Annotated in this window: 18 protein-coding genes; 4 read left to right on the top strand and 14 right to left on the bottom strand. The window is 57.0% G+C overall.

What is annotated here, in order from left to right:
* Positions 1–2: 2 nt before the first annotated feature.
* Entirely contained in the window at positions 3–1,037 is a 1,035-nt protein-coding gene (locus tag SHIM_RS13400; protein WP_054003170.1) for a TAXI family TRAP transporter solute-binding subunit, read from the bottom strand.
* Between the two features lie 8 nt (positions 1,038–1,045).
* The gene (locus SHIM_RS13395) at positions 1,046–1,780 is read right to left on the bottom strand and encodes a hypothetical protein (RefSeq protein ID WP_193749926.1); all 735 of its coding nucleotides are present in this window, start codon (positions 1,778–1,780) and stop codon (positions 1,046–1,048) included.
* A gap of 187 nt (positions 1,781–1,967) precedes the next feature.
* Here SHIM_RS13395 and SHIM_RS13390 point away from each other — a divergent pair, with 187 nt between their 5' ends.
* The 4 genes from SHIM_RS13390 (at position 1,968) to SHIM_RS13375 (ending at position 5,846) form a co-directional block, all read left to right on the top strand.
* Positions 1,968–2,639 (top strand): hypothetical protein, encoded by a 672-nt coding sequence (locus tag SHIM_RS13390; protein WP_054003168.1) that lies wholly within the window; start codon positions 1,968–1,970, stop codon positions 2,637–2,639.
* Positions 2,636–3,718, top strand: a complete 1,083-nt coding sequence (locus SHIM_RS13385; RefSeq protein ID WP_193749925.1) for a DUF4384 domain-containing protein — start codon at positions 2,636–2,638, stop codon at positions 3,716–3,718. Before SHIM_RS13390 ends, SHIM_RS13385 begins: the two co-directional genes overlap by 4 nt.
* A gap of 176 nt (positions 3,719–3,894) precedes the next feature.
* Positions 3,895–4,305 (top strand): OmpA family protein, encoded by a 411-nt coding sequence (locus tag SHIM_RS13380; protein WP_193749924.1) that lies wholly within the window; start codon positions 3,895–3,897, stop codon positions 4,303–4,305.
* A gap of 26 nt (positions 4,306–4,331) precedes the next feature.
* Positions 4,332–5,846 (top strand): caspase family protein, encoded by a 1,515-nt coding sequence (locus SHIM_RS13375; RefSeq protein WP_062946302.1) that lies wholly within the window; start codon positions 4,332–4,334, stop codon positions 5,844–5,846.
* A gap of 72 nt (positions 5,847–5,918) precedes the next feature.
* Here the strand turns inward: SHIM_RS13375 and SHIM_RS13370 are convergent, their stop codons facing one another.
* The 12 genes from SHIM_RS13370 to SHIM_RS13315 form a co-directional block, all read right to left on the bottom strand.
* Positions 5,919–6,884: a LysR family transcriptional regulator gene (locus SHIM_RS13370; RefSeq protein ID WP_054003165.1), complete on the bottom strand. Its 966-nt coding sequence runs from the start codon at positions 6,882–6,884 to the stop codon at positions 5,919–5,921.
* A 91-nt stretch (positions 6,885–6,975) separates the two neighbouring features.
* Positions 6,976–8,382 (bottom strand): APC family permease, encoded by a 1,407-nt coding sequence (locus SHIM_RS13365; RefSeq protein WP_054003164.1) that lies wholly within the window; start codon positions 8,380–8,382, stop codon positions 6,976–6,978.
* Between the two features lie 143 nt (positions 8,383–8,525).
* Positions 8,526–9,617 carry an agmatine deiminase gene (gene aguA / locus SHIM_RS13360; RefSeq protein WP_054003163.1) on the bottom strand — a complete coding sequence of 364 codons (1,092 nt, stop codon included), beginning with the start codon at positions 9,615–9,617 and terminating at the stop codon, positions 8,526–8,528.
* A 68-nt stretch (positions 9,618–9,685) separates the two neighbouring features.
* Positions 9,686–11,077 carry an APC family permease gene (locus SHIM_RS13355; RefSeq protein ID WP_054003162.1) on the bottom strand — a complete coding sequence of 464 codons (1,392 nt, stop codon included), beginning with the start codon at positions 11,075–11,077 and terminating at the stop codon, positions 9,686–9,688.
* A gap of 133 nt (positions 11,078–11,210) precedes the next feature.
* Complete coding sequence (gene arcC, locus SHIM_RS13350; RefSeq protein WP_054003161.1) at positions 11,211–12,137, bottom strand: carbamate kinase; 927 nt, start codon at positions 12,135–12,137, stop codon at positions 11,211–11,213.
* A gap of 94 nt (positions 12,138–12,231) precedes the next feature.
* Complete coding sequence (argF, locus tag SHIM_RS13345) at positions 12,232–13,293, bottom strand: ornithine carbamoyltransferase (RefSeq protein ID WP_206541366.1); 1,062 nt, start codon at positions 13,291–13,293, stop codon at positions 12,232–12,234.
* Positions 13,294–13,774: 481 nt separating this feature from the next.
* The gene (locus SHIM_RS13340) at positions 13,775–14,545 is read right to left on the bottom strand and encodes a CpsD/CapB family tyrosine-protein kinase (RefSeq protein WP_054003160.1); all 771 of its coding nucleotides are present in this window, start codon (positions 14,543–14,545) and stop codon (positions 13,775–13,777) included.
* 228 nt (positions 14,546–14,773) lie between these two features.
* Positions 14,774–16,888 carry an NAD-dependent epimerase/dehydratase family protein gene (locus tag SHIM_RS13335; RefSeq protein WP_054003159.1) on the bottom strand — a complete coding sequence of 705 codons (2,115 nt, stop codon included), beginning with the start codon at positions 16,886–16,888 and terminating at the stop codon, positions 14,774–14,776.
* A gap of 2 nt (positions 16,889–16,890) precedes the next feature.
* Positions 16,891–17,856: a glycosyltransferase gene (locus SHIM_RS13330; protein WP_054003158.1), complete on the bottom strand. Its 966-nt coding sequence runs from the start codon at positions 17,854–17,856 to the stop codon at positions 16,891–16,893.
* Positions 17,853–19,073, bottom strand: a complete 1,221-nt coding sequence (locus SHIM_RS13325; protein ID WP_054003157.1) for a glycosyltransferase family 4 protein — start codon at positions 19,071–19,073, stop codon at positions 17,853–17,855. Before SHIM_RS13325 ends, SHIM_RS13330 begins: the two co-directional genes overlap by 4 nt.
* On the bottom strand, positions 19,070–20,029 hold the full coding sequence (locus tag SHIM_RS13320) for an NAD-dependent epimerase/dehydratase family protein (RefSeq protein WP_193749923.1): 960 nt from the start codon (positions 20,027–20,029) through the stop codon (positions 19,070–19,072). The genes SHIM_RS13325 and SHIM_RS13320 overlap by 4 nt, the downstream gene beginning before the upstream one ends.
* Positions 20,026–21,159, bottom strand: a complete 1,134-nt coding sequence (locus tag SHIM_RS13315; protein ID WP_054003155.1) for a Gfo/Idh/MocA family protein — start codon at positions 21,157–21,159, stop codon at positions 20,026–20,028. Before SHIM_RS13315 ends, SHIM_RS13320 begins: the two co-directional genes overlap by 4 nt.
* Between the last annotated feature and the right edge of the window lie 80 nt (positions 21,160–21,239).

Here is a 21,239-nt window from a genome sequence, read left to right as displayed (position 1 = left end):
GATCACCTTTTGCCAGCGAGGGCTGCATTGGAACAGGTGTAGCTATCGGCCCGATTGTGACCGCTAACCGGATCCACTTCGCGCCACTTGGGGTGGCCGCCGTTGGGCGATTGCCGCAGGTCAAGGCCTTCAACAATATTGCGGGTCAGTTTTTCGATCTGGGTGCAATACGGGTTGTCTACGTCGTAATCAAACGCCACCAGCAACGCGGTCACAGCCATGGTGCGCACGTCGCGATCGAGCCAAGGATAGTGCAGTTTACTAAGGATAGCTGGGCGGTACGGCGACTCTCGGTCATTATACAATTCCGGAAGATCCACCGGCAACAAAGTTACATCTCCGCCCGCCTGAATAGAGCGCCCCACGTCGCTGGGCGCGCCGGAAACACTAAAGAAAACTTCATAACCGCCCTCACCGAGATAAGGTAGGCCCGGTTCGACTTCGGAGTTCCCCCAGTTCAGGGTTCTCTCGGCATGGCCCATTTGTTCGTAAAGCCAGCGCGCGGTCAGGTTGGTGCCACTTTTATCTGCGCCGGCGTTGACGTCCCAATCGCCTTCCATCAGTGCCTCGATGGACGGAATGTTGTATTTCGCGCGGGTGAAGACGTGGATTTCTTCGCCATAAAGCGGCATCACCACTTTGATGCGGTCCACGATGCTTTCCAGCACGGCATCGCCTTTGGCGCGGGCGCGAAGTTGTTCCAGCACGTCGGCCTGCACAAAGGCAAGCTGATAGAATTTTTGTTCAGACGGGCCTTCGTATCCAATGAGACGTCGCAGGTTTTGGACGGAGCCCTCGCTGGTCGCGATCTCGAGCGGCACATCGCTAGGCATCATCTGTTGGATTTCCTGCGCGAATTGATAGTACGTCCCGTCGGCTCCGCCAGTTGTGATGGTCAGAACGGGCACATCTTCTTGGGCCTGTGCCAGAGGTGCCGCGCCAAACGTCACGGACAATGCCAGAGCCAGCGTGGTGGCGGAACATGTCGCAGCCTTCACAAGACGGCGCGGAAGGTCAAAGCAAGTCAAATTGGCCATCGGATCCTCTATTTCGTTCTGAAATCTGAAACGGTTGCATACCCCACACCCAAAGACGGATGTACCACCATAAGGTGATCGGGGTCAGCGGTTTTTATTATAATGACGGTTTCATTCGGGCGGGTTACCTCGCCCAAAGTGTCCGCGTTTTCGTCAGCAGTAACCCGCAGCGCCACGCCTTGTGGCGCCTGCGCGAAGGCCAGCGACGTGATGGTGGGCGCATCGGGAGCAGCATCAAGCGCCGCCGACAGGCGCCCCATAAGATCGATGCGTACCATAGCCGCATCAAGCGCCTGCAACGTTTGCGCCATCGCCTCGAGGTCCTGCGGATCTGCGGCTGGGCTGACGTTGTCTTGGTGCCGTGAGAGATCTTGGAATTTCGCGCGAAGATCGGCAATTTGACCTGCCAGAGTCTCCCGCTCTGCCTTCAGGCTAGCGAGCTGAGCCTGAAGCGTGCCCAGAATATCGGAGCCCAAATCGGGTGCGTTGCAGTGAAAGGTGAACTTGCCACGTTCAAGGTCCGGCAATGTATCGCAGTTGGTGCTTGGCGGGCGATCCAGCCAATCCCAAATCTGCGATTGCGCCCGCTTTACGCGGCTCACCCTCGCCTCTTCTCTTGTCGCGAGAAACTCCGGAAGGTCGAAGCGTAAGTATTGGAACCTGCAGTCCTGAAACTTGCCGCGTTCCAGAACCGGCAGGTCATCGCAGACCACTGCGGGTGACGGGCCCATAGCGTCAAGCACCGATGTGCCTTTGTCGTCCTGAGCAAAAACCGCTCCAGTGCTAAGAATGACTACAAAAGGGGAAAGCTGAAATAGCCCCAAAAATCTCAATTTTTTAAACCTGTTAAGAGTGTTGCGACGCAGGATTTCCCTGACTATTCTCGACATTGCTAAGATTTACAATTGATTCTTTATAATATGAGATTTGATGCAGGGCTTGATAAAACAGGGTTTGGTGGCGGTGTTTGTGGTTCTGGGAGCGGTAGCTTTGCCCGTGGGAACGTCGTCATTTGCACTGGCACAAGCCCTGACCGACGGTGACATGGACGAGCTGTCGCTGACAAAGTTTGACACGATCATCGAAGATATTGAGCGCCGCGTGGAGTTGGTCCGGGTCGGCTCGGTTGGGCTTCAGAACGATTCAAAACCTGCGCAGAGTTCCGCAGAATCGGACGTGGTGGCTATTCCTGCAACAAGCCGGTCGCGCACAAACCCATCGTGTTTTCAGGACAGTGATTATGGCCTGACTTCGCCAGAGCTGCTGGATGCTTATTTCGGCGACGTCGAAACAGCCGTCAAAGACGCCGGTTCGTTTTTGACATCCTTTGCCGGACTGAAAGCGTTGAACAAACAGGGTAACTGCCCCTCGTTCATGACGGATATTCTGAAAGAAGCCAAAGCCCGGCTGGCGGATGTGCCGCGCGTCGAGTTGTTGGACGTCACTTATCATCTGGAGAGTTGCTGGCCCGACAGCGGTGTTTTGGACAGCGCGGGGGCAGAGTTGGACATGGATCAGAAATACGGCAGCGCCCGCCAGATGCTGAGCCTTTACGGGGACGCTCAACGCATCTTTCGGGAGGCGGCGGGATGGTGCGAGTGAGCAAGACGCTGATGCGCGCGGCGCAATTTTTGGTTGTAGCTTTGGCCTTGTCGTTTGCGGGTGCGACAACCGCGGTGGCGCAACAACCTGACGCAGTTCGCGAAATCAACGGGCTGGTAAACGAAGCATTTGGCGAACTGTCGCATGTGCGTGACACGATTTACAAAACCCGTCGCCGTTTGTCTGAATGGGAAGCAGAAATGGCGCGTGGTGTGGTGCAGCCGGCATCCAGTTTGGGCGTGCCGACGTCTGGTGGTGTCGTAGGACAACAGATTGCGGCGCATCCGATGATCAGCAATGCCACACGCGATTGTCAGGATGAATTGCGGGCCTTGGGCATGGCGGACCAGTTTGCCGATCCGGTACGGGCGCTGACTTGCGCGCAAAATCTGTCTCCACGTATTCGGTTTCCCGTCGAAATGGAGTGTGCGTCCCTGTTCTGGACAACAGGGGCAAACGGCCAACTGAGGCTGACGGGACACGTTCAAAGCGGCAAGGACCGTCAGGCGCTGTCAAAGCGGTTCAGCCCCGAAATTCTTGCGACGGTAAAGGAAGTGCCGTACCCGGCCTGTGCGGCGGTGACGGCCTTGGAAATACCGATGACTTCGGACTTGAAACCAAAGGTCCGGATGCTGTCCAACCAGACACGCATTCCCTTCAACGAAAGTCTCGCGTTTGAGGTGGTGACCCCGGATTTCTATGCCTTCCTGTATCTGGTGTATCTTCAGGCCGACGGATCGGTTGTGAATCTGTTGCCTAAGCGCGGGCTGATGCGCGCGCAACATGCGCCCAACACCCAACTTCTGTTTGGTGACGGCCGCGACGGGCGCCGCACGTTTACCGCCACGGCGCCGGCCGGGGCCGAGGCGATTGTCGCGCTGGCCTCGCGCAGCCCGATTGATCTGTTGGATGATCTGGAGCAGGGCACCGCAGGACAGTATGCCCAAAGCGGCTCACAGACTCTGACGCAGCCGCAGTTTTTGAAAATTCTGGATTTGGCGGCAAATCAAACGGTGCAAAATAGCACGGAGCGGCGTGAAATTTCGGCTGAAGTTTTGTATCTAAACGTGATACCTTAACACCGTAGGGTTGAATTTGAGATTTTGAGGGGAATTGATTAATGCGCTTTGGGACCGTTGTTATTGCACTTTGTGCGGCCATTGGACTGGCCACACCAGGGTTTGCACAGGTTGTAAAAAGTCAGTCCATTATCCAGCAATTGACGCCACAGAATACAGGGCCGCAAGTGCGGTCTATGTCGCCTATTGCCAAGCGCGGCATTGATATTCAGGGGCAGTTGCCCACCGAAATCGACTTACCCTCGGTCAGCTTGACGGTGAATTTTGAACTGGGGTCTGCCTATTTGACCACGGACGGAATGCTTGCACTGCGGTCGCTGGCCAAAGCGTTGCACGATCCCACCCTGACCGGCATGACCTTTCAGATTGCAGGTCACACTGATGGACGTGGCGATCATGCGTTTAACATGAAGTTATCGGACGCGCGGGCGCGCACGGTGGTTGAGCATTTGACCACGATTTACGACGTGCCCGTCGGGCAGTTGATCCCGATCGGATACGGCATGTCGCGTCCGATGGATCCCGCGAATTTGATGAACCCACTCAACCGACGGGTGGAAATCATCAATCTGGAACCTTTGTCATGATGGCCGTTTTTGTAAGGAGTGAGCATATGGGTAACCTGGTGATCAAAAGCCTGATTTGGATGGTCGCAGCGTTTGGGTTTGTAACTGCGTCACACGCGGCGACAGAAAAAAGATTGGCGCTGGTTGTGGGCAACGGCGCCTATCAACATGCGTCACCTTTGGCCAATCCGGTCAATGATGCCCGGGCGATCGCTCAAAAGTTGAGCGACCTCGGGTTTGAGACCTATGTAGGCTATGACCTCGACAAAATGGGCATGGAAGGCCTTTTGCGTAAATTTGCGCGAGCGTCGCGTGAAAGTGACGTGAACCTGTTTTTCTACGCCGGTCACGGCATGAGCGTGGACGGGATCAACTACCTTGTGCCGATTGATGCGGCCTTTGAGGATGACACTGCGTTGGATTTTGAGGCGGTGCCGGTTGATTTCGTAACCCGCCAGATGTCAGTGTCAGACGCGGTGAATTTGGTGTTTTTGGATGCCTGTCGCGACAACCCATTATCCAAAACCCTGTCCCGCTCGATGGGCGCGACACGGTCGGCTGCGGTTTCCAACGGCCTGTCTGAGATGAAAATCCAAAATCCCGGCAAGGGCATGGCGATTGCCTTTGCTACCAGCCCGGGTGATGTGGCTTTGGATGGGGATGGCCACAACTCCCCGTTTACCTCGGCGTTGTTGAACCATCTGGACGCGGAAAATACTGACATTGCAGAGGTGTTCACGCGGGTGACCGGAGATGTATACCGATCCACCAATCAGGCCCAACGGCCTTGGTTGAACGTGTCCCTGACCGGGCCTGTTATGCTAAATCCGGTGACCGATGCTGAATCTGCCCAACCTTTGAGCGTGGCCGCGGACAGCACCGGGACCACGCCTGCCACAACCAGTTCTGCTATGCTGGAAGAGCAAAAGATGTTGTTTGACCTTGCCCGCGAAACCGGTGACGTGGAGGACTTCAAAGCCTATCTGGAGACTTTTCCCAACGGGCTTTACGCCAACAATGTCCGTCGTTCGATCCGCAAGATTGAAAGTGAACAAGGCGTCGGTGTCGTGGCCAGTGCGCGGGCGACCAGTGGCGGATCTATTCAAGTTGTGGGCAATGGGCTGTCGTCGTCCAAAGCAGACGCGATTGACGAAAACGGACCGCTGATCCTGCCGGTCTCCACCAATCTGAGGGCAAAGCCAAGCTCGGAGTATTCGGAAAGCCTGATGACTTTGGATCGCTCAACCAAAGGCAACATTCAGGCGCGCCTGAATGCGACAGGTCAGAATGTCGGCGGTGTTGACGGTCAATGGGGCGGTAAAACCCGACGCGGTATTGCTGGCTGGCAAACTGTCAACGGTCTGCAGCCCACGGGCTACCTCAATCAGTCTCAATATGAGCTTTTGATGACCCAGACCGAAGGGCTCTACACGCCGTATTCCGCGCCCGTGGCTCGGGCAACGTCGGGCACTTCGTCCAAAAAACGCCGCTCAAACCAGAACGGCAACGCATTGGGCGCAGCTATTTTGGGCGTGACGATTGGCACCATTCTGTCCAAGTAAGGGATCGGGACCAAAAACCAAAAGGCGTCGGAGCAATCTCCGGCGCTTTTTTTGTAGCTGGGAAAGAGGCGGTTACTGATTCACCGCTCCGTGCGTATCCCATGGGCGCTGCGTCGGCCGTTTGCCTGTCTGCGCTGATTGGATCATCGCGTCGTGGTCGCGCAGCATTTTGACGATGTTGTCAAAGGCTTGCCGAACCGCGCGGGTCGAATATTTCAAATTGGTGCAAATGGCGTAGTAGCTGACCTCGTGGATGGTGTGGTCAAACAGTGGCACAAGTCGCCCGGTTTCCAATTCATGTTGGCATAGAACCGGATCAGCCAGAATGGCGCCGCGCCCACGCACGGCTGCATCAATCGTCATGGCGAAGTCATCATAAAAAGTGTTGGCGCAGCCGGCACTTGAAGAGCCGGCAAACTCAACCAGCCACGAATTCCAACTGTCCCGATCCGCGCCGTGCAGAAGCGGGAGCTGACGCAGATCCAAAGGCCGCTTGGGACGCTCAAAGTTTTCCAGCAGGGAGGGGGCGCATGCCGGGAACCCATGCACATCCAGAAGGTGTTCGCGGGTGACATTGCGCCATTCACTGTGTTTGGTGTGATCGATCACAATGTCAGCGGAGTCAGGAAACGCCGTCTGGTTGAAGGCTGTGGTTTTGACGTCCAATGTTATGCCCGGCGCCGCCGCTCGTGCCACTTCGTCCAAAGGCATCATCACCTTAGAAAAGAATGCAGGGTCGCAATGCAGGACCAGGTGTTCGCCGGGCGCGCGCCGCTGCAAAAGGTCGGTTGTGTCATTCATCAGGTCCAAAGCGCGGCCGTAGCCTTCAAGCAATTGGCTCCCTGCAGAATTCAAAATGAGGCGTCCTTTGACACGGGAAAACAGCTGCTGTTCAAACCATTCCTCAAGGTGCTTGAGTTGCTGGCTCACAGCGCTGTGCGTCACGTTCAACTCATCCGCAGCATGGCCAAGGTGTTGGTGCCGCGCGACGGCTTCGAACGCGCGAATGGCGTTCAATGGAGGCATGTTTCGGTGCATCAGCCGCGCCTGTTATGAAAGATCAGATTTGCGATGCCTTCAGGTTACAGGTCAGCCACCAAGAGTCCAGTTCACCCGTCCCTGCGGGCTCTCATGAGGGGGAAAGCGCCGACGACTTGGTTGGCTGGTTTTTGGGAACCATGCGGCGGACCGAATATTCAATGAACAAGAAAGACCCAAGAATCCCCCCAAGGATCGGCGCGCTGTCGCCAAGGTCGATCACGCCAAACATGATATCGGGAAAAGCAAAGACGAGGCAGGAAACCACCAGCACCAGACCCTGCATCAACGCGACCGTCCAGACGCCAAATTTTCCGCCGGGCACACGGAAGGGGCGCGGCGTGTCAGCATGTGTTTCGCGCAGTTTCACGAAGGATGCGATCATGAAGAAGTAGGTCACAAACAGAAGGAAACTGGCAAATGCGAAAAGACTCCAGAAAAGTTCGTCTGCTGACCCCGACATCAGCCCGTAGACCACAAGGGCGATGGTGGCGACAACACCCGTCAGAAGATTGGCCCCGACCGGACTTCCAGACGCGTTGCGCTTGCCAAAGATGGCGGGCATTTCCTTGCCGTCGGCGCCTTCGGCTGCGGCGCGCGACGACGCCATGAGCCACGGCACGATGTAAACCATCAACGCCGCAATCGCGACCAGAGACATCGACACAGTCAAGGCGCGGCCCGCGGCGGAGTCGCCAAACAAGATTGAGAAGGTCTGTGTGATGCCACCTACGAGACTTAGTTCGTTGGTGGGCAAGGCCACCATGATTGCACCAATTGCCAAGCTGTAGAGCACGAGAATAAAACTTACGGCAAGAAACAAACCCAGCGGAATATTGCGTCGCGGGTTTCGCAGCGAGCCGCCAAGGCAGGCCACGGTTTCCGCGCCAACAATCAGATAGACCAATGTCGGAGCATAGCGGAAGCCTTCGTCAAAGCGGGGCATCATTGTCTCAAGAGAGATTTCATTCGCCGCGCCATGGGTGCTTACGAAATTGATGCCGCCAATGATCAAAGCCATGAGAACGATCACTTTGGCAGTGCCGCCGACATAGTTCACCATGTTGCTGGTCGCCGCAGGCGCGTTGCAAATGAACACTGTGATCCAGACCATCGCGATGGCGATAAAGATCTGTACCCAGACAGACGCGTCGGGGAAAAACAGCAAAGACAATATGCCAGAAGCGATCAGATAAACGGCGGGCATCCAGAACGGCACGTTGATCCAGTAAAACCAGCCGACGCGGGCTGCATGGCGCGGCCCAAGCGCCTTGTGGGCCCAATCATAGATCGCGCCGTCTGATGGAAAAGCGGTGCCCAACTCGGACGTCATGAGAAGGTTCGGGATCAGGAAAAGTACGATAACAACGACCCACCACCCGAAAACAGACGGGCCAACGGCGGCGGTTGCAGCCAACCCGTCAAAGCCAATCATGCCTGAAAAGACAAAGAAGATAATGCCGAGCAGACCAATTTTCTTAGCAGGGGCGCTTTCCATAGGTATCCTTGTCTGCGGAAGATAAAGGTGTTTGGCCATCAAACAGTTTCTGACACCGATAATGGATCAACTAGCTTGGAAGCGAAGCAAATACAAAAGCAAAATGCCGGACCTAAGCCCGGCATTTCTTGATGTTTGCGAGATCAAACAGCCGGAACCTGCTGTGTGATGCAGTGGACATTTCCGCCACCCAGCAAGATTTCGCGGGCTTGAACGCCAACGATTTCGTGCTCTGGGAAGGCTTCCTGAAGCACTTTGCGCGCTTCTACGTCCCATTTCTCATCCAGCAGTGGCAGGATGATGCGGCCGTTGGTGATCAGGAAGTTGGCGTAAGAACCGGCCATACGCTCGCCTGCTTCACGCTCCATTCCGTCGGACATGTCGATGCCTGCGGCCTCTTCTTCGGTAAAGTGAAGCGGGCCGGGGATGTGCACCTTGTGGACTTTGATGTTGCGGCCTTTGGCATCGGTTGCGTTGCTCAAGAAGGCAAGGGCGCGTTGGCTGATCTCATATTGGGGATCAGTCTTGTCCTCAGTCCAGCTCAGGATGACTTCGCCGGGGCGGACAACGTGCAACAGGTTGTCGATATGTCCGTTGGTTTCATCGTTAAACAGTCCGTCAGGCAGCCACAGAACCTTTTCAACGCCAAGGTGATCTTTGAGCGATTGCTCGATCTCTTCCTTGGACATGTCGGGGTTACGAGACGCATGCAGCAGGCATTCTTCGTTGGTATAAAGCGTGCCGTCGCCGTCAGTGTGGATCGAACCGCCTTCCAGTACAAAGCCAGCTTTGTAGCTGTCGTCGCGGTGGATGTCGCAGATTTTGCCAGCAACCTGGTTATCTTTGTCCCATGGCGCATACAGACCGTCAACAAAGCCGCCCCATGCGTTGAATTCCCATTGAACGCCGCGACGCTCACCGTTGCCATTCACGACGTAGCTTGGTGCGATGTCACGCATCCAGCTGTCGTTCGTAGACATTTCCACGACTCGGATGTTTTCAGGCAGACGCGAGCGGGCGTTGTCATATTGGGCGGCAGAAACGGTCATGGTGACCGGGGTGACTTCGGCGATTGCTTTGGCAACTTCGACAAAAGTCGCTTGTGCGGGCTTGGCACCATTGCGCCAGTTGTCGTTACGCTCGGGCCACGCCATCCAGATTTCGTCGTGACGGGCATCTTCTGCGGGCATGAAAAAGCCATCGGCTGCGGGGGTGGATGTATGAACTTTGCTCATGTCAAAAATCCTAAGGGGCTGGGGAGAGGGTAAGGCTGGCGGCGTGTGCCGCCAACCTTTTGTTTTCGTTACTCAGCAGGAACAGAAGCGGCGTGTTCCTTGTTGGCTTTCCAGATCAGGACTTCGCCACCAATCACAGCCAGCAAGAGGCCGGAACCAACGGTGTAGAAGTATTCCATGTCCATGCCGACGCCGGGTGCCCAGAAGAAGAACACGAGGCCAGTGAGCAGAACGATGGTCGGAATAACCGAGCAGTAGATTGCCATCGGGGTGCCACCTGGGACGGTGTAACCACGCACGGCGTCTTTGTCGGTCAGACGCAGTTTCAGGAAGGCCGGGAACATCATGACATAAGATGCCAGAAGCCCGATTGCGCCAAGCGAGAAGACGTTCCAGAAGAGGTCTTCGTTGCCAGTCACAGCCACCATCACAAGGTAGGCTACCATAGTTGCGGTACCCAACCAGCCGTTGGCCCAGGATGCTGTTGTCGGCATGCCGGTTTTGTCAGACACTTTGGCAAGAGCTTTGGGCATCAGGCCATGTTCTGCAGCATAAACAACAGTTTGGTTCACACCCATCGCCCATGTCACAACGTTGGACACCAGCGTGTAGAGCACCATGATACCAACAACATAGACCAGAACCTGAGCAGCAGCGGAGTCGCCGAACACCATGATGAACGCGTCGATCACACCCGAGCTGTCGGAGATGTCTGCCAGCGGGATAACGGCGAGGATGCCGAGGGACGCGAGCAGGTAGAAGAAGGTGATCAGGATGCCGCCGAGGATGGTGGCTTTGGGGATGTCGCGGTCGGGGTTTTTGAAGGTCGAGGCCGCGCCTGCGATGATTTCAAAGCCCATGACGTTGAAGATGATGATCGGCAGGTAGGTTGCGCCGTCACCGAAGGAAGGCAAGGTGTCTGCCAGAGTGAACGGGTTTGCGAAACCGTTGGTGAAGCCCACATAGAGACCGCCAACGCCGAGGATGATCATGATCACGGATTTGAAGATCGCGCCGAGTGCAGCAATCCATGTCAGACGTTCCACGTCGAAGGTTGCGATCCAGGAGGTCAACCATGTCATTGCGACCGCAAAGATGGCAATCATGTAGGGGCCAAATTCAATACCTATCATCTGGCCGACGATGATCGCGAACATATAGTAAACTGCGGGAACCCAGAGGCTGTAGTTCACCCAGTAAAGCCAGGATGTGCGGGCTGCGGCGCCGCGACCAAATGCGCGCTGCACCCAGTCGACGATGGCACCCTCGTCTTTGTAGGTGGTGCCGAGTTCGGCAGTCACAAGACCGTAGGGCAAGAAGAAGATGAAGAAGAACAAGACCCACCAACCGATGGCGGACGGTCCGATCATGGCAGACGCTGCAACCGTGTCGATCACGAGGACCGAACTTACGGCAACAAGCAGAATGCCAAACATGTTCACAGATTTTTTCTCTGACATGGTTTTTCCAATTTGAAGTTAAGTGAAATCAGGAAACCCAATAGGGGTTGGTTGAAATGGTTCCTGACAATGGGTGTGGCGGGGGCCGTGGCCCCCACCCGGAGGCGCGCCGCGCTGCGGCGCGCTGTGGTCATTAAACCAGTACGGTTTCTTCGCAGCTTTTGGTCACTGTCGTGCCGGCTGTGCCTTCGAGCATTGCAACTGCATCTTCCAGGTTGCCGACGCAGGACATGCCGCCAGTTGCGTTTGCGAATTCGCAAGCCGCTTCCACTTTCGGGCCCATCGAGCCGTCAGGGAAGTCATAGGCTGCAAAAGTGGCAGGTGTGACAGTGCGAACTGCTTTTTGCTCGTCGGTGCCCCAGTTCAGGTACACGGAGTCCACGTCGGTCAGGATCATCAGCGCATCTGCGTTGATTTCCTGCGCCAGAAGAGACGCGGCGCGGTCTTTGTCGATCACGGCTTCAACACCGTGCAGGGACCCGTCTTCACCAAATGCGGTCGGGATACCACCGCCACCGGCACAGATCACAACAGTGTCGTTTGCGATCAGGTCTTTGATCACTTCGACTTCAAAGATGCGCTTGGGCAGTGGGGAGGCGACAACGCGACGGAAGTATTCGCCGTCTGCTTTGAACTCGTGACCTTTTTCGGCCGCCAGTTTGTCAGCTTGCTCTTTGTTGTAAACCGGACCGATGAACTTGGTCGGGTTCTGGAACGCCGGATCTTTCGGATCGACTTCGATTTGGGTCAGCAAAGTCGCGAATTTTTTCTCGGTCAGCAGGTTGCCGACTTGCTGTTCCAGCATATAGCCGATCTGGCCGATGGATTCCGCGCCCAGAACGTCCAGTGGGTAGGCTTCGACGTCTGTGTAAGCGGACGCCTGCAACGACAGCAGGCCAACTTGGGGGCCGTTGCCGTGTGCGATGACGACTTCGTGGTTTTCCGCAAGTTTGGCCAGCGATTTTGCGGCTGTGCGGATGTTTTGCATTTGGTTTTCAGCAGTCATTGCCTGACCGCGCTCAAGCAGGGCATTGCCGCCGAGAGCTACCACAATTCTCATGTTGCGTTCCTATTTCTAAGAGGAAAGGGGAGTGGGTAAAAGGGGGGGTCCCGCGGCACACAGGGAGGGATGTGCGCCGCGGGCCCGAGACAGATCAGATGCTTGCGAGGAAGCCGGAGATCTTGTCGTCGTGCTGTTTGACCAGCTCGGCGGATGGTTTGCCGAAGTCTTTGTGAGTGAAGTACACCAGCAGAGCCATTTGAGCAGTCAGACGGTTTTCAGCTTCGTCCATGATGACCGAGTCTGGGCCGTCCATGACTTCGCGTGTTGTTTCACGCTGGTCGTTGGCTGGCAGGCAGTGCATGAACATCGACTGTGGGCCTGCGAGGTCCATCAGGCGCTGGTCAACAACGTAGTTAGGCATGAATGTTGCCAGACGCTCTTCTTTTTCGGCTTCTTGACCGAACCAGTAGAAGCTGTCTGCAACCAGAATGTCGAAGCCTTTGACTGCGTCGACATCGTCGGTCATCACAAATGTGCCGCCGTTCTCTTTGCAGTTGTCGTTGATCATTTCCACGATGTCGTCTGAGATGTGGTATTTTGCTGGACCAACGTGGGCATATTCCATGCCGAATTTGGTGCAGATCATTGCCAGCTCGTTGGACACGTTGGTCGCATCGCCGATGAAGGCCACCTTCAGATCGTCGAGTTTTTTGCCTTCGGGCAGGTGCTCAAACATGGTGAAGACGTCAGCCATCATCTGCGTTGGGTGCAGCCAGTCGCACAGACCGTTGATGACAGGAACGGAAGCGCCTTTGGCGAGACCGGCAACGGTTGAGTGTACGTCAACACGCGCCATGATCACGTCAACCATGCGGGACAGAACCTTGCCGGTGTCTTCCAGCGATTCTTTGGAACCCAAGTGGATGTCGTTGGGGGACAGGAACTGAGCGTGGCCGCCAAGGATGGTGGCAGCGGCTTCGAAGGATACACGGGTACGTGTCGAAGGTTGCTCAAAGATCATGCCAACAGTTTTGCCGGCGAACAGCTGAGGCACGGCGTTGTCGCGGCGGGCGTCTTTCAGCATCTTCATCAGGTCGAGGATTTCCTGCAGTTCGGCGCGGGAGAAATCTTGCGTTTTCAGGAAGTGACGCAGGTTTGGTTTTTCGAGGTTTGTTGCGGATGAGGAGGGGAGTTTCATAGTGATCTGTTCCATTCACACGTTGTGACAACTTGGGGACCGTGTCGGCCCGATGTTTCGTGAAGGGCGTGCCAACTTCGAGGGATGAAGTGTTGTCGGTTCCTTCGCCACACAGACTTAGTGACGGAGGCGACACGATTAAATTTCGAAATACTCACACACATGTTAGTTTTTCTAACGTTGTGGTTTTGGGTGGTGAATTATCCGGGGAAAAGTGACGTATTCAAAAAATAAATCAAAATAGTCAAAGACTTGATGCCAATCCGCGTGTGGATTGTATTTAGAATTTCAAACGGAAAAACCGAACCCTTCAGGCGAATTTGCGACTGAGGGGTGAATAATTTGGTTAACGGCCCAACCGTGTGAACCAATTGGTGTCGATGCCAAAAACGAAGCCCCGAATCCGCGGGGAAGGATCACGTAGCATCCATCACATTCAAAGATTTTGTGAACTATTCCAGCGACACAATGGTGCGGCACCAGGACGTGACGGTCGCTAGTAAGACACTGGCCCGTCGGCTTTGTTCAACATCACGCCAAGGATCGGTTTTACCTCGGAAAGGATCTGTTCGACCTTGGTGATTTCCTCAGCCGAACTCACCCCGCCGCCGGCCACAACCAACACCGCATCAACATTCGGCAAAAAGGCCAAGACATCGTCAAACTCAAGCGCTGGTGGCATGTCAAACAACACGAGGTCCGGCTCCAGCAAATCGCCCAATTCGTCCAGAACGTCTGTTGTCATTGTCGCCTGAAACATCTCGGCGGAGTTGTCGGCGGGGCTGGCGTTGAGGCCAAAAGCAAGGTTGCGTTGCGTGGCGATCAAGAAATCTTCAGGCGCGATTTCACCGGACAAATAGTCGGTCATGTCGTCCATGGCCTCGATATTGAGCATCTCACCAAGGCTCGGCTTGCGCAGGTCGAGATCGAGCACCACGGTGCGAGTGTTTTTGAGCCGTGCAGCCGCATAGGCCAGATTGAGTGTCACAAAGCTGCTGCCACAGCCCCGCGTCGGTGCGGTCACCGCAACACGGGTCCAACCGTTGTCAGACAGCGCCTGCAAAAGGCGGGTCCGCAGCATGTCAAAAGCGGCGTGCGCAGGATGGTCACGCGTGGCGCTGACAATTTTGGCCTCGGAAAGCTGTGCCTCATCCGGTGCGGCCACGGCAAGGCTATCCCAGAACACCTCGGGGTCATGCACCGCCGGAAGGTTGTCCTCCGGCGCGGGTGAGAGTTCGCTGAGATCCTGTGTCTGCTCGTCGTTCATGACGTTTTATCCATCTGCCTGAGCCGTAGGCTATCAGGTCAATGCGGACAAAACAAAGGCGCCATTGCGGAGATTGGGCGACGTAAATTCAGGTGGCTTTTGGATTCCTCGTCAAAGGCAAATTTCGCAATATTTGCCGCGCGTTAGCCACCCCTGAAGCGGCTTAGAATGAAGTAGTTAGCCGGGTATTGCGGCTAAAACTTCGCCTGAATTTGGGTCGGATGTTCGTCAAAACCCAAGCAGATCCGCATGGTCAATTGCGCGAGTAAGAAATTCATCCCGACGCGCTTCTGGCTGCCAACCAAGGAGCTGCTTGGTGCGGGCGTTGTCAAACTGCGAAAAATGAGCCCGGCTTTTCCAATCGGCGAGCGACGGGTTCGTCAGGCCGCCCCTCCGAAAGACACGTTTCTTGAGCCAGAACTTGATGGTGGCCGTGCCATACAGCACCGCAAGATGACTAGGTTTCACCTTGATCCGAGCGCCAAGCCGCGCGGCGATGGCGTCAAAATAGTCACGCGCGGACAGCATCGGTTCGCCGACAAGGTTGAAACTTTCGCCAATCGCGGCGTCTTCTTCGGCCATCAGGATCAGCGCGTCGGCCACATCGTCATTCAGAACAAAGGGCAGGATATGTTTGCCATTGCCCCAGATCCGCACCGCACCGGCGCCGTGCCAGCGGCCAATGCCCCAATGTTGCAACGGGCCACCTTTGCCCACCACGATGCCGGGTCGCGCGATCACCAGCGGCAAGCCGTGTTTGCGGTGCAATTCCAGCAACCGCGCCTCGCATTCCGCCTTGGAGCGGGCATAGATGTTGCGGGTTTCCATTTCGTCGCCAAAGCCCGTGTCTTCGGTGATGCTTACATCGGGGTCGGACATGTCGTAGCTGGCGATGGTGCCGGTATAGATAAACCGCGCCACACCTGCGGCAGAGGCGGCGCGGGCGATGGTTTCAGTGACCTCGACATCGTTTTTCAGAGCCGCCTCCCACGTGGCGTCCATCGATTTTCCAAGGTGATAGGCGATCTCGATTCCGTCAAATGCAGCGGCGAGTTGTTCGGGATCGCTGAGCGACGCACCAAAGAGTTCAACATGATCCGCTATGTCGTCAAACGGGCCGGATTGACCACGCGACAACACCCGCACATCACGCCCCTTTGCGACCCATTTGCGGGTCAGTGCGCGGCCGATGAAGCCTGTACCGCCGATGATCAATACCGTTGGTTTAGGCTTGGCGCGCGACGCGGCCTTGGGTTTCTTTTCGGGCTTGGGCAACAACGCATTTGCGGCGTCTATGGCCGTCATGACCTTGACGGCACTGGCCCCGTCAAAACGTTGATCAAGCGGCCGACCGGATCGAATGGCGCCATAAAACGCGCTGGCAAGCCCGGCAAAGCTAAGCCCATAGGGGGATTTTCGATTTAGCGAGACTAGCTGGCGTGCACCGTTCACCACGCCCTCGCGCAGGTGTTGTCCGGCAAGGCCCATCTGGCGCAGGAACGGGTTGGCGACAATGTCGGCGGCGTTTTCCGCTTCCACGACCAAAACGTCATGCGCGTAATCATACCGCGCGGTCGCGGTCGAGCCGTGCAACGTCACCGAGCGGTCGTCCATCGTTTCTACCAACGACAGGTTGATCGTCACGCTGACGTCGCCGGCGCTGGCGAGGATGCGAAACCCTTGCGGGCGGTCAGTGTCACCGGGGATGGCGACGGGCTTGGACAGCGCAACATGATGCACGTCCAGATCACCAAACAGATCCACCGCAAAGGCAAACAGGTGCGGCCCGAGTTCCAGCAAAAGGTTTTTGGGCTCCCGCAGCAGCCAAAGCCCAAAGGGGCCAGACCGAAGCGGCGCTAGAGGGAAATGCCAGTTGATCTCCGCCGCAGCAACACGGCCTATCGCACCGGCTTCAAGCCGGTTCTTCAGCCGCTGATAGCCCGGCGTGCCCATAAAGTTATGCCCGGCGGCAAACACGCGGCCTGTTTCCTCCGCGATATCGGTGATTTCGCGGGTTTCTTTGCCCGACAAAGCGACAGGTTTTTCCACCACCACATGCGCCCCGCCCCGCAAACAAGTCTCGGCCAATGCGCGGTGGGTTTGCGGTGGGGTTACGATGTGAACCGCATCAGCAACACCTGCGGCCAACATGGCGTCCAGATCAGAATACGCGGTGATCCCATAGGTTTGCGCCAGCGCCTCGGCGGCGGCCTCGGAGCGGTCACACACGGCGACCAATTCGACCCCCGGCGTGGCCTTGATCGCGCCTGCGTGCCAGTCAGCGATATAGCCAGCACCCAAAAGGGCGGCGCGGATTGGACGGTCGGGATCAAAGGCGGTCATGGCTATTTATACTCGATTATTTGCATGGCGCGACCTTGCAGGCGGCGCCAGTGAAACAGGATCATACCCATCATGTTGGGCAATTTCGACAGGGTCAGCAGGCGCGCGTGACGGCGGGCTTCCCAACCGGGCAAACCGTCCGCGATCAGGCCCTTACTGGTGCGCACATAGTTCATGCCATAAAGCGCCATGACCCCCAGAAACAGCAGCGGAGAGGAGAAAAACCCGACCACCAAAAGCACAGGCAAGATCAGCCCGTAAACCACCGCGCGCACTTGCTCACGCCGAAAGTAAGGCGGATGCATCCAGCCGACTTGCGCAAAGCCGTGACCTGTGCGTTTGGCGCGCTGCCACCATTGGCCAAACCGCAACATGGCTGCGTCGTGGCGGGTCATTTCAAGCGGCAACCGCATCAGGCCCCAGCCCGCTTTGGCCAATCGTACGCAGAATTCATCATCCTCAGCCGCAATCACTGTGGCATCAAATCCGCCGGCCTGTTGAAAGGCTTCGGTGCGCACCATCATATCGCCGCCACAGGCCGTGATCACGCCAGCTGGGCGGCGCCACTCAAATTCGCACATGGCATTATAGACCGAGCGCTGCGGATAGAGTTCCGCCCGCCAGCCGGTGACAAGACCAAGGTCAGGGGTCTCGCGCAGTGCGGCTTCGCCAGCGGCGATCCATCCGGGCACCACTACACAATCGCCATCCACAAACATCACAAATTCGGGCAGATCTCCGGTTTGCGCCAGCGCGTCAAATCCGGCCTGGCGGGCGCGGGCGGCAGTGAAAGGCGCATCGCGTTCAAGTTCCACCACCAGCGCGCCAGCTTTGCGCGCCTCGCCAACGGAATTGTCCCAACTGCCGCTGTCGACATAGACAATTTCAACGTCTTGGTCCGTGAGAGATTTCAGGCACGCCACCAGGCGCGCGCCCTCGTTGCGCCCGATAACGATTGCCGTTGTCATGTTTCGCCCGCCTCAAACAGCTGCGCCAGCCGCGCGGCTTCGGTTGCGGCAGTAAAAGCAACTTCGACCCGTTCGCGGCCGTGTGCGCCCATCTCTGCGGCGCGTTTCGGGTCGGCCAGAATGCTGGCAATCGCGCGACTCAACGCGTGTGTGTCACCGGGCGGCACCAACAGCCCGGAGGCGCCGTGATCCACCAATTCGGGTACGCCCGCAATCTGGGTGGTGACCACCGGACGGGCCGCGGCCATCGCCTCCATCAGCACCACGGGCACCCCTTCGGCAAAACTCGGCAAAACAAAAAGATCGGTTTGCGCCAAGGCCTCGGCCACTTCGGTCTGGTTCTTGTACCCGACAAAGTCGACGTGATCCGCAATGCCTGTGGTTTGCGCTTGGTGTTCCAATGCCTTACGGCCCGGACCGTCGCCAATCACGGTCAGCTTGAGGTCGGCAAAATCATTGATCAATGGCGCCAGCGCGCGCAGCAGGACCGGCAAACCTTTGACCGGCGCAAGCCGCCCGACAAACAGCAACCGATGGCCAGACGGCGGCGGCGTGTCGGCATAAAGGCTGGGATCCACGCCGCAGTGAATGATGTGCAACTTGTGCCAATGTTTCGGATCAGACAACGCCATCGCCTGACTGCGGCAAAAATGGCTGATGCAGGCGACAAATTTTGACCGCGCAATTTTTTCGTCGAGCCGCCAGTGATCAGGAGCGAAAAAGATATCCGGCCCATGCAGCGTAAAGCTGTAGGGAATGCCCGACATTTCCGACATCAGCATCGCCACGGTGCAAGACGACTTGGCGATGTGGTTGTGCAGATGGCGCACGTCCTTTTTGCGCAGATGCTGCGCCAGAACGGCGGCCTCCGCAAAATAAAACAGCTGAAAGAGCAAACCGCGCAGACCCGGAGGGGCGGTTTTCAACGCCAGAAACAGCGCGCGGAAATAACCACCGGGGCGGCGGGTCAGCGCAGCAAATTGTGCGGAAAGGAGCGTGATTGGCGATTTTGCAGCCGCCAGCACATAAAAGGTATTGGCCGCCTCGCTGCGCTGTTCTTCACCCACCAGATGTTCGGTGCCGGTGCGGCGGATCGAACATGTTTGCACGTCGATGCCTTGATCGCGCAGGGCCGCGACCTCACGCTGGATAAAGGTATCCGTCGCGCGGGGGTACTCGCCGGTCAAATAGGCAATAGGTTTGGACGTGGCTGTCACAGAGTCTGCTCATTTTTGATTGCGGTATGCATAGCTGTGTCAAACGGCATATTTGTGACCGGGCCAAGGCGTTTGTGCATCAGGTCGTTGGAATAGTGTAACGGCTTGTGTCGTGCGTCCAAAATAGCACGGCGCAGCAGGCCGGGCATGGTTGGGGCATCGGGTGTGATGGTGGCGATCAGGCGCATTACCCCAAGAGGCAGAGGCACGCTTAGAGTGGGCCAGCCGCAAGCGCGAAACGCATGCAGAAACTGGCTGCGGGTGGGTAGGTCATCATCCACCACGTTGATGGTCTCAACACCGTTTGCCGACTGGCTTGCCGCAATCAGGCACTCGGCGGCGCGCTCGACATCGCAAATCGGCACGACACCACCGCCGTCGATCCGAAACAACAGAGGCCCAACTGCGGGGCCAATATGGGCGTTAAACAACCGCCGCGGCCCCCAGACCGCGCCAAGCCGCAGTACCGTCAGGTCAAACCCGTAAAGCGCTGCGGTGGCGCGCAGCATATCTTCTTGTTCATATTTTGCCGCCGCATAGGCGTCACGCCCCTTTGCGCTGATCTTGCACGTCTCGGTCAACGTCGCGCCATCCGCCAGCGTGCCGACATCATAGACCGAGACCGATCCGGCCAAGACCACATGCGGCACCTCGGCTTTGACGACCGCCTCGATCAAGGTCTGCGTCGCCTCCAGCGTGTCGTTTTCATGATCACCCGTCATGGCGGCGGCGCAATGGATCACCGCTTGCACGCCCTCAAGGTAGCCGGTCAGATTTTTTGTGCTGACGAGATCCAGAATGGTGATGTCGATGCCCGCATCCTGTCGCCAGTGGGCGGGCATGGTTTCGGCGCGGCGCACAAATACGCGGACCTCAAGACCGGCAATTCGCGCGGCCTCAACCGTGCGACGGCCGATAAAACCAGATGCACCAGTCACGGCGATGGGCGAGATCATGTCGCCCATTCCATCGGCGCGATGGGGTCACAACGGGTGGTCATGTCTTGCGCGCATCCGTCTTCTCCGGCGTTTTGCATCGCCAGCGTGACCTCGGTCAGATGCAGGCCAAAATCTGCGCTCAACCGGCAGGGGCGATCTTGGGCAAGCGCGTCCAGCATCTCGGCCGGACCCAGCGCAAAATTCATGGCCGCAGCCCCCCAGCGGTCCACTTTGGGGTGGGTGTCACCGCCAATGCGGATGCGTTTACCAAAGGGATGTTCGATCAGACGGCGACGCATCGTTGTGCGGCGATGGAATTTGACGGGCGCGCTGTTGTCCCAGCTTTGCTTGACTTGCAATACGCCTTTGTCGCCAAACAGGCGGATGCGGTGGTCGTGGCTGGCCACAATCGAACAGGTCAGCCGCGCGGTCACGCCGCTTTCAAAAAACAGAGTCGCCGTGGCGAAATCCGGCGTTCCGGTGACAGGTTTGTCGGATATGGCCTCGGTCGAGGCGGCCACGACACGGCGCACGGATCCGAACATCGCAATCATCCATGTCAGGTAATACCCCGCGTGTTCCAGCGTGCAACCGACGGCGAATTCGTCGTCGGCAGGCCACGGCGCGCCGCTGTCGCTGGTCCAATCCTTGTAGGGCGCTTGTGCAATAAACCCGTCGTCCAATTCCGCATAGACCAGCCGCACCGGTCCCGCGACCTCATCGCGCACGGCTTTGGCCAAAGTTTGCGCCGCTTCGCCCAAAACTGAACAAGGCGCCGAAGACAAAAGCAGTCCGTTGGCGGCAGCCAATTCGTGCAATTCAATCGCTTGATCCATTTCGGTGGCCAGCGGTTTCTCGGAATATACGTGGTGGCCGCTTTCAAGGCAGGTCTTGGAGACCGCGTAATGTTGTGCCGGATTGGTGAGGTTCAGCACAAGCGCACCTGCTGGCAGGTTGCCTAAAAACCGCGCCATGCTGTCAACGCCGCGCACTTTCCAATGCTTGCAAAACGCCGCCAGTCGTTCCGGGTCACGGTCAAAGACCTGCGTGACGGCAATATCGGGATGTTTGGCCAGCGAGCGCATGTACAGATCGGCGACAAATCCGCAGCCGACAATAGACACGCTGCGCGCGACAGGAGCGTTCATGAGTTGTGTCCTTTGTTCAATGACTTGAGCCAAATATAAAGCATCTGAGAAAGGTGACCAGCGCGCGCGGCCATATACAT

It is taken from the genome of Shimia sp. SK013, assembly GCF_001292625.1.
In the GTDB taxonomy this organism is placed as follows: Bacteria; Pseudomonadota; Alphaproteobacteria; order Rhodobacterales; family Rhodobacteraceae; genus Shimia.
Note: the sequence above shows the minus strand (reverse complement) of the source record. Positions and strands in the feature narration are given on the sequence as shown.

Excerpts from the sequence above, each read along its gene's own strand:
- SHIM_RS13400 (WP_054003170.1), bottom strand. The coding sequence starts at position 1,037 with ATGGCCAATTTGACTTGCTTTGACCTTCCGCGCCGTCTTGTGAAGGCT.
- SHIM_RS13390 (WP_054003168.1), top strand. The coding sequence starts at position 1,968 with ATGCAGGGCTTGATAAAACAGGGTTTGGTGGCGGTGTTTGTGGTTCTG.
- SHIM_RS13380 (WP_193749924.1), top strand. The coding sequence starts at position 3,895 with ATGTCGCCTATTGCCAAGCGCGGCATTGATATTCAGGGGCAGTTGCCC.
- SHIM_RS13375 (WP_062946302.1), top strand. The coding sequence starts at position 4,332 with ATGGGTAACCTGGTGATCAAAAGCCTGATTTGGATGGTCGCAGCGTTT.
- SHIM_RS13370 (WP_054003165.1), bottom strand. The coding sequence starts at position 6,884 with ATGCACCGAAACATGCCTCCATTGAACGCCATTCGCGCGTTCGAAGCC.
- SHIM_RS13365 (WP_054003164.1), bottom strand. The coding sequence starts at position 8,382 with ATGGAAAGCGCCCCTGCTAAGAAAATTGGTCTGCTCGGCATTATCTTC.
- aguA (WP_054003163.1), bottom strand. The coding sequence starts at position 9,617 with ATGAGCAAAGTTCATACATCCACCCCCGCAGCCGATGGCTTTTTCATG.
- SHIM_RS13355 (WP_054003162.1), bottom strand. The coding sequence starts at position 11,077 with ATGTCAGAGAAAAAATCTGTGAACATGTTTGGCATTCTGCTTGTTGCC.
- arcC (WP_054003161.1), bottom strand. The coding sequence starts at position 12,137 with ATGAGAATTGTGGTAGCTCTCGGCGGCAATGCCCTGCTTGAGCGCGGT.
- argF (WP_206541366.1), bottom strand. The coding sequence starts at position 13,293 with ATGGAACAGATCACTATGAAACTCCCCTCCTCATCCGCAACAAACCTC.
- SHIM_RS13340 (WP_054003160.1), bottom strand. The coding sequence starts at position 14,545 with ATGAACGACGAGCAGACACAGGATCTCAGCGAACTCTCACCCGCGCCG.
- SHIM_RS13335 (WP_054003159.1), bottom strand. The coding sequence starts at position 16,888 with ATGACCGCCTTTGATCCCGACCGTCCAATCCGCGCCGCCCTTTTGGGT.
- SHIM_RS13330 (WP_054003158.1), bottom strand. The coding sequence starts at position 17,856 with ATGACAACGGCAATCGTTATCGGGCGCAACGAGGGCGCGCGCCTGGTG.
- SHIM_RS13320 (WP_193749923.1), bottom strand. The coding sequence starts at position 20,029 with ATGATCTCGCCCATCGCCGTGACTGGTGCATCTGGTTTTATCGGCCGT.
- SHIM_RS13315 (WP_054003155.1), bottom strand. The coding sequence starts at position 21,159 with ATGAACGCTCCTGTCGCGCGCAGCGTGTCTATTGTCGGCTGCGGATTT.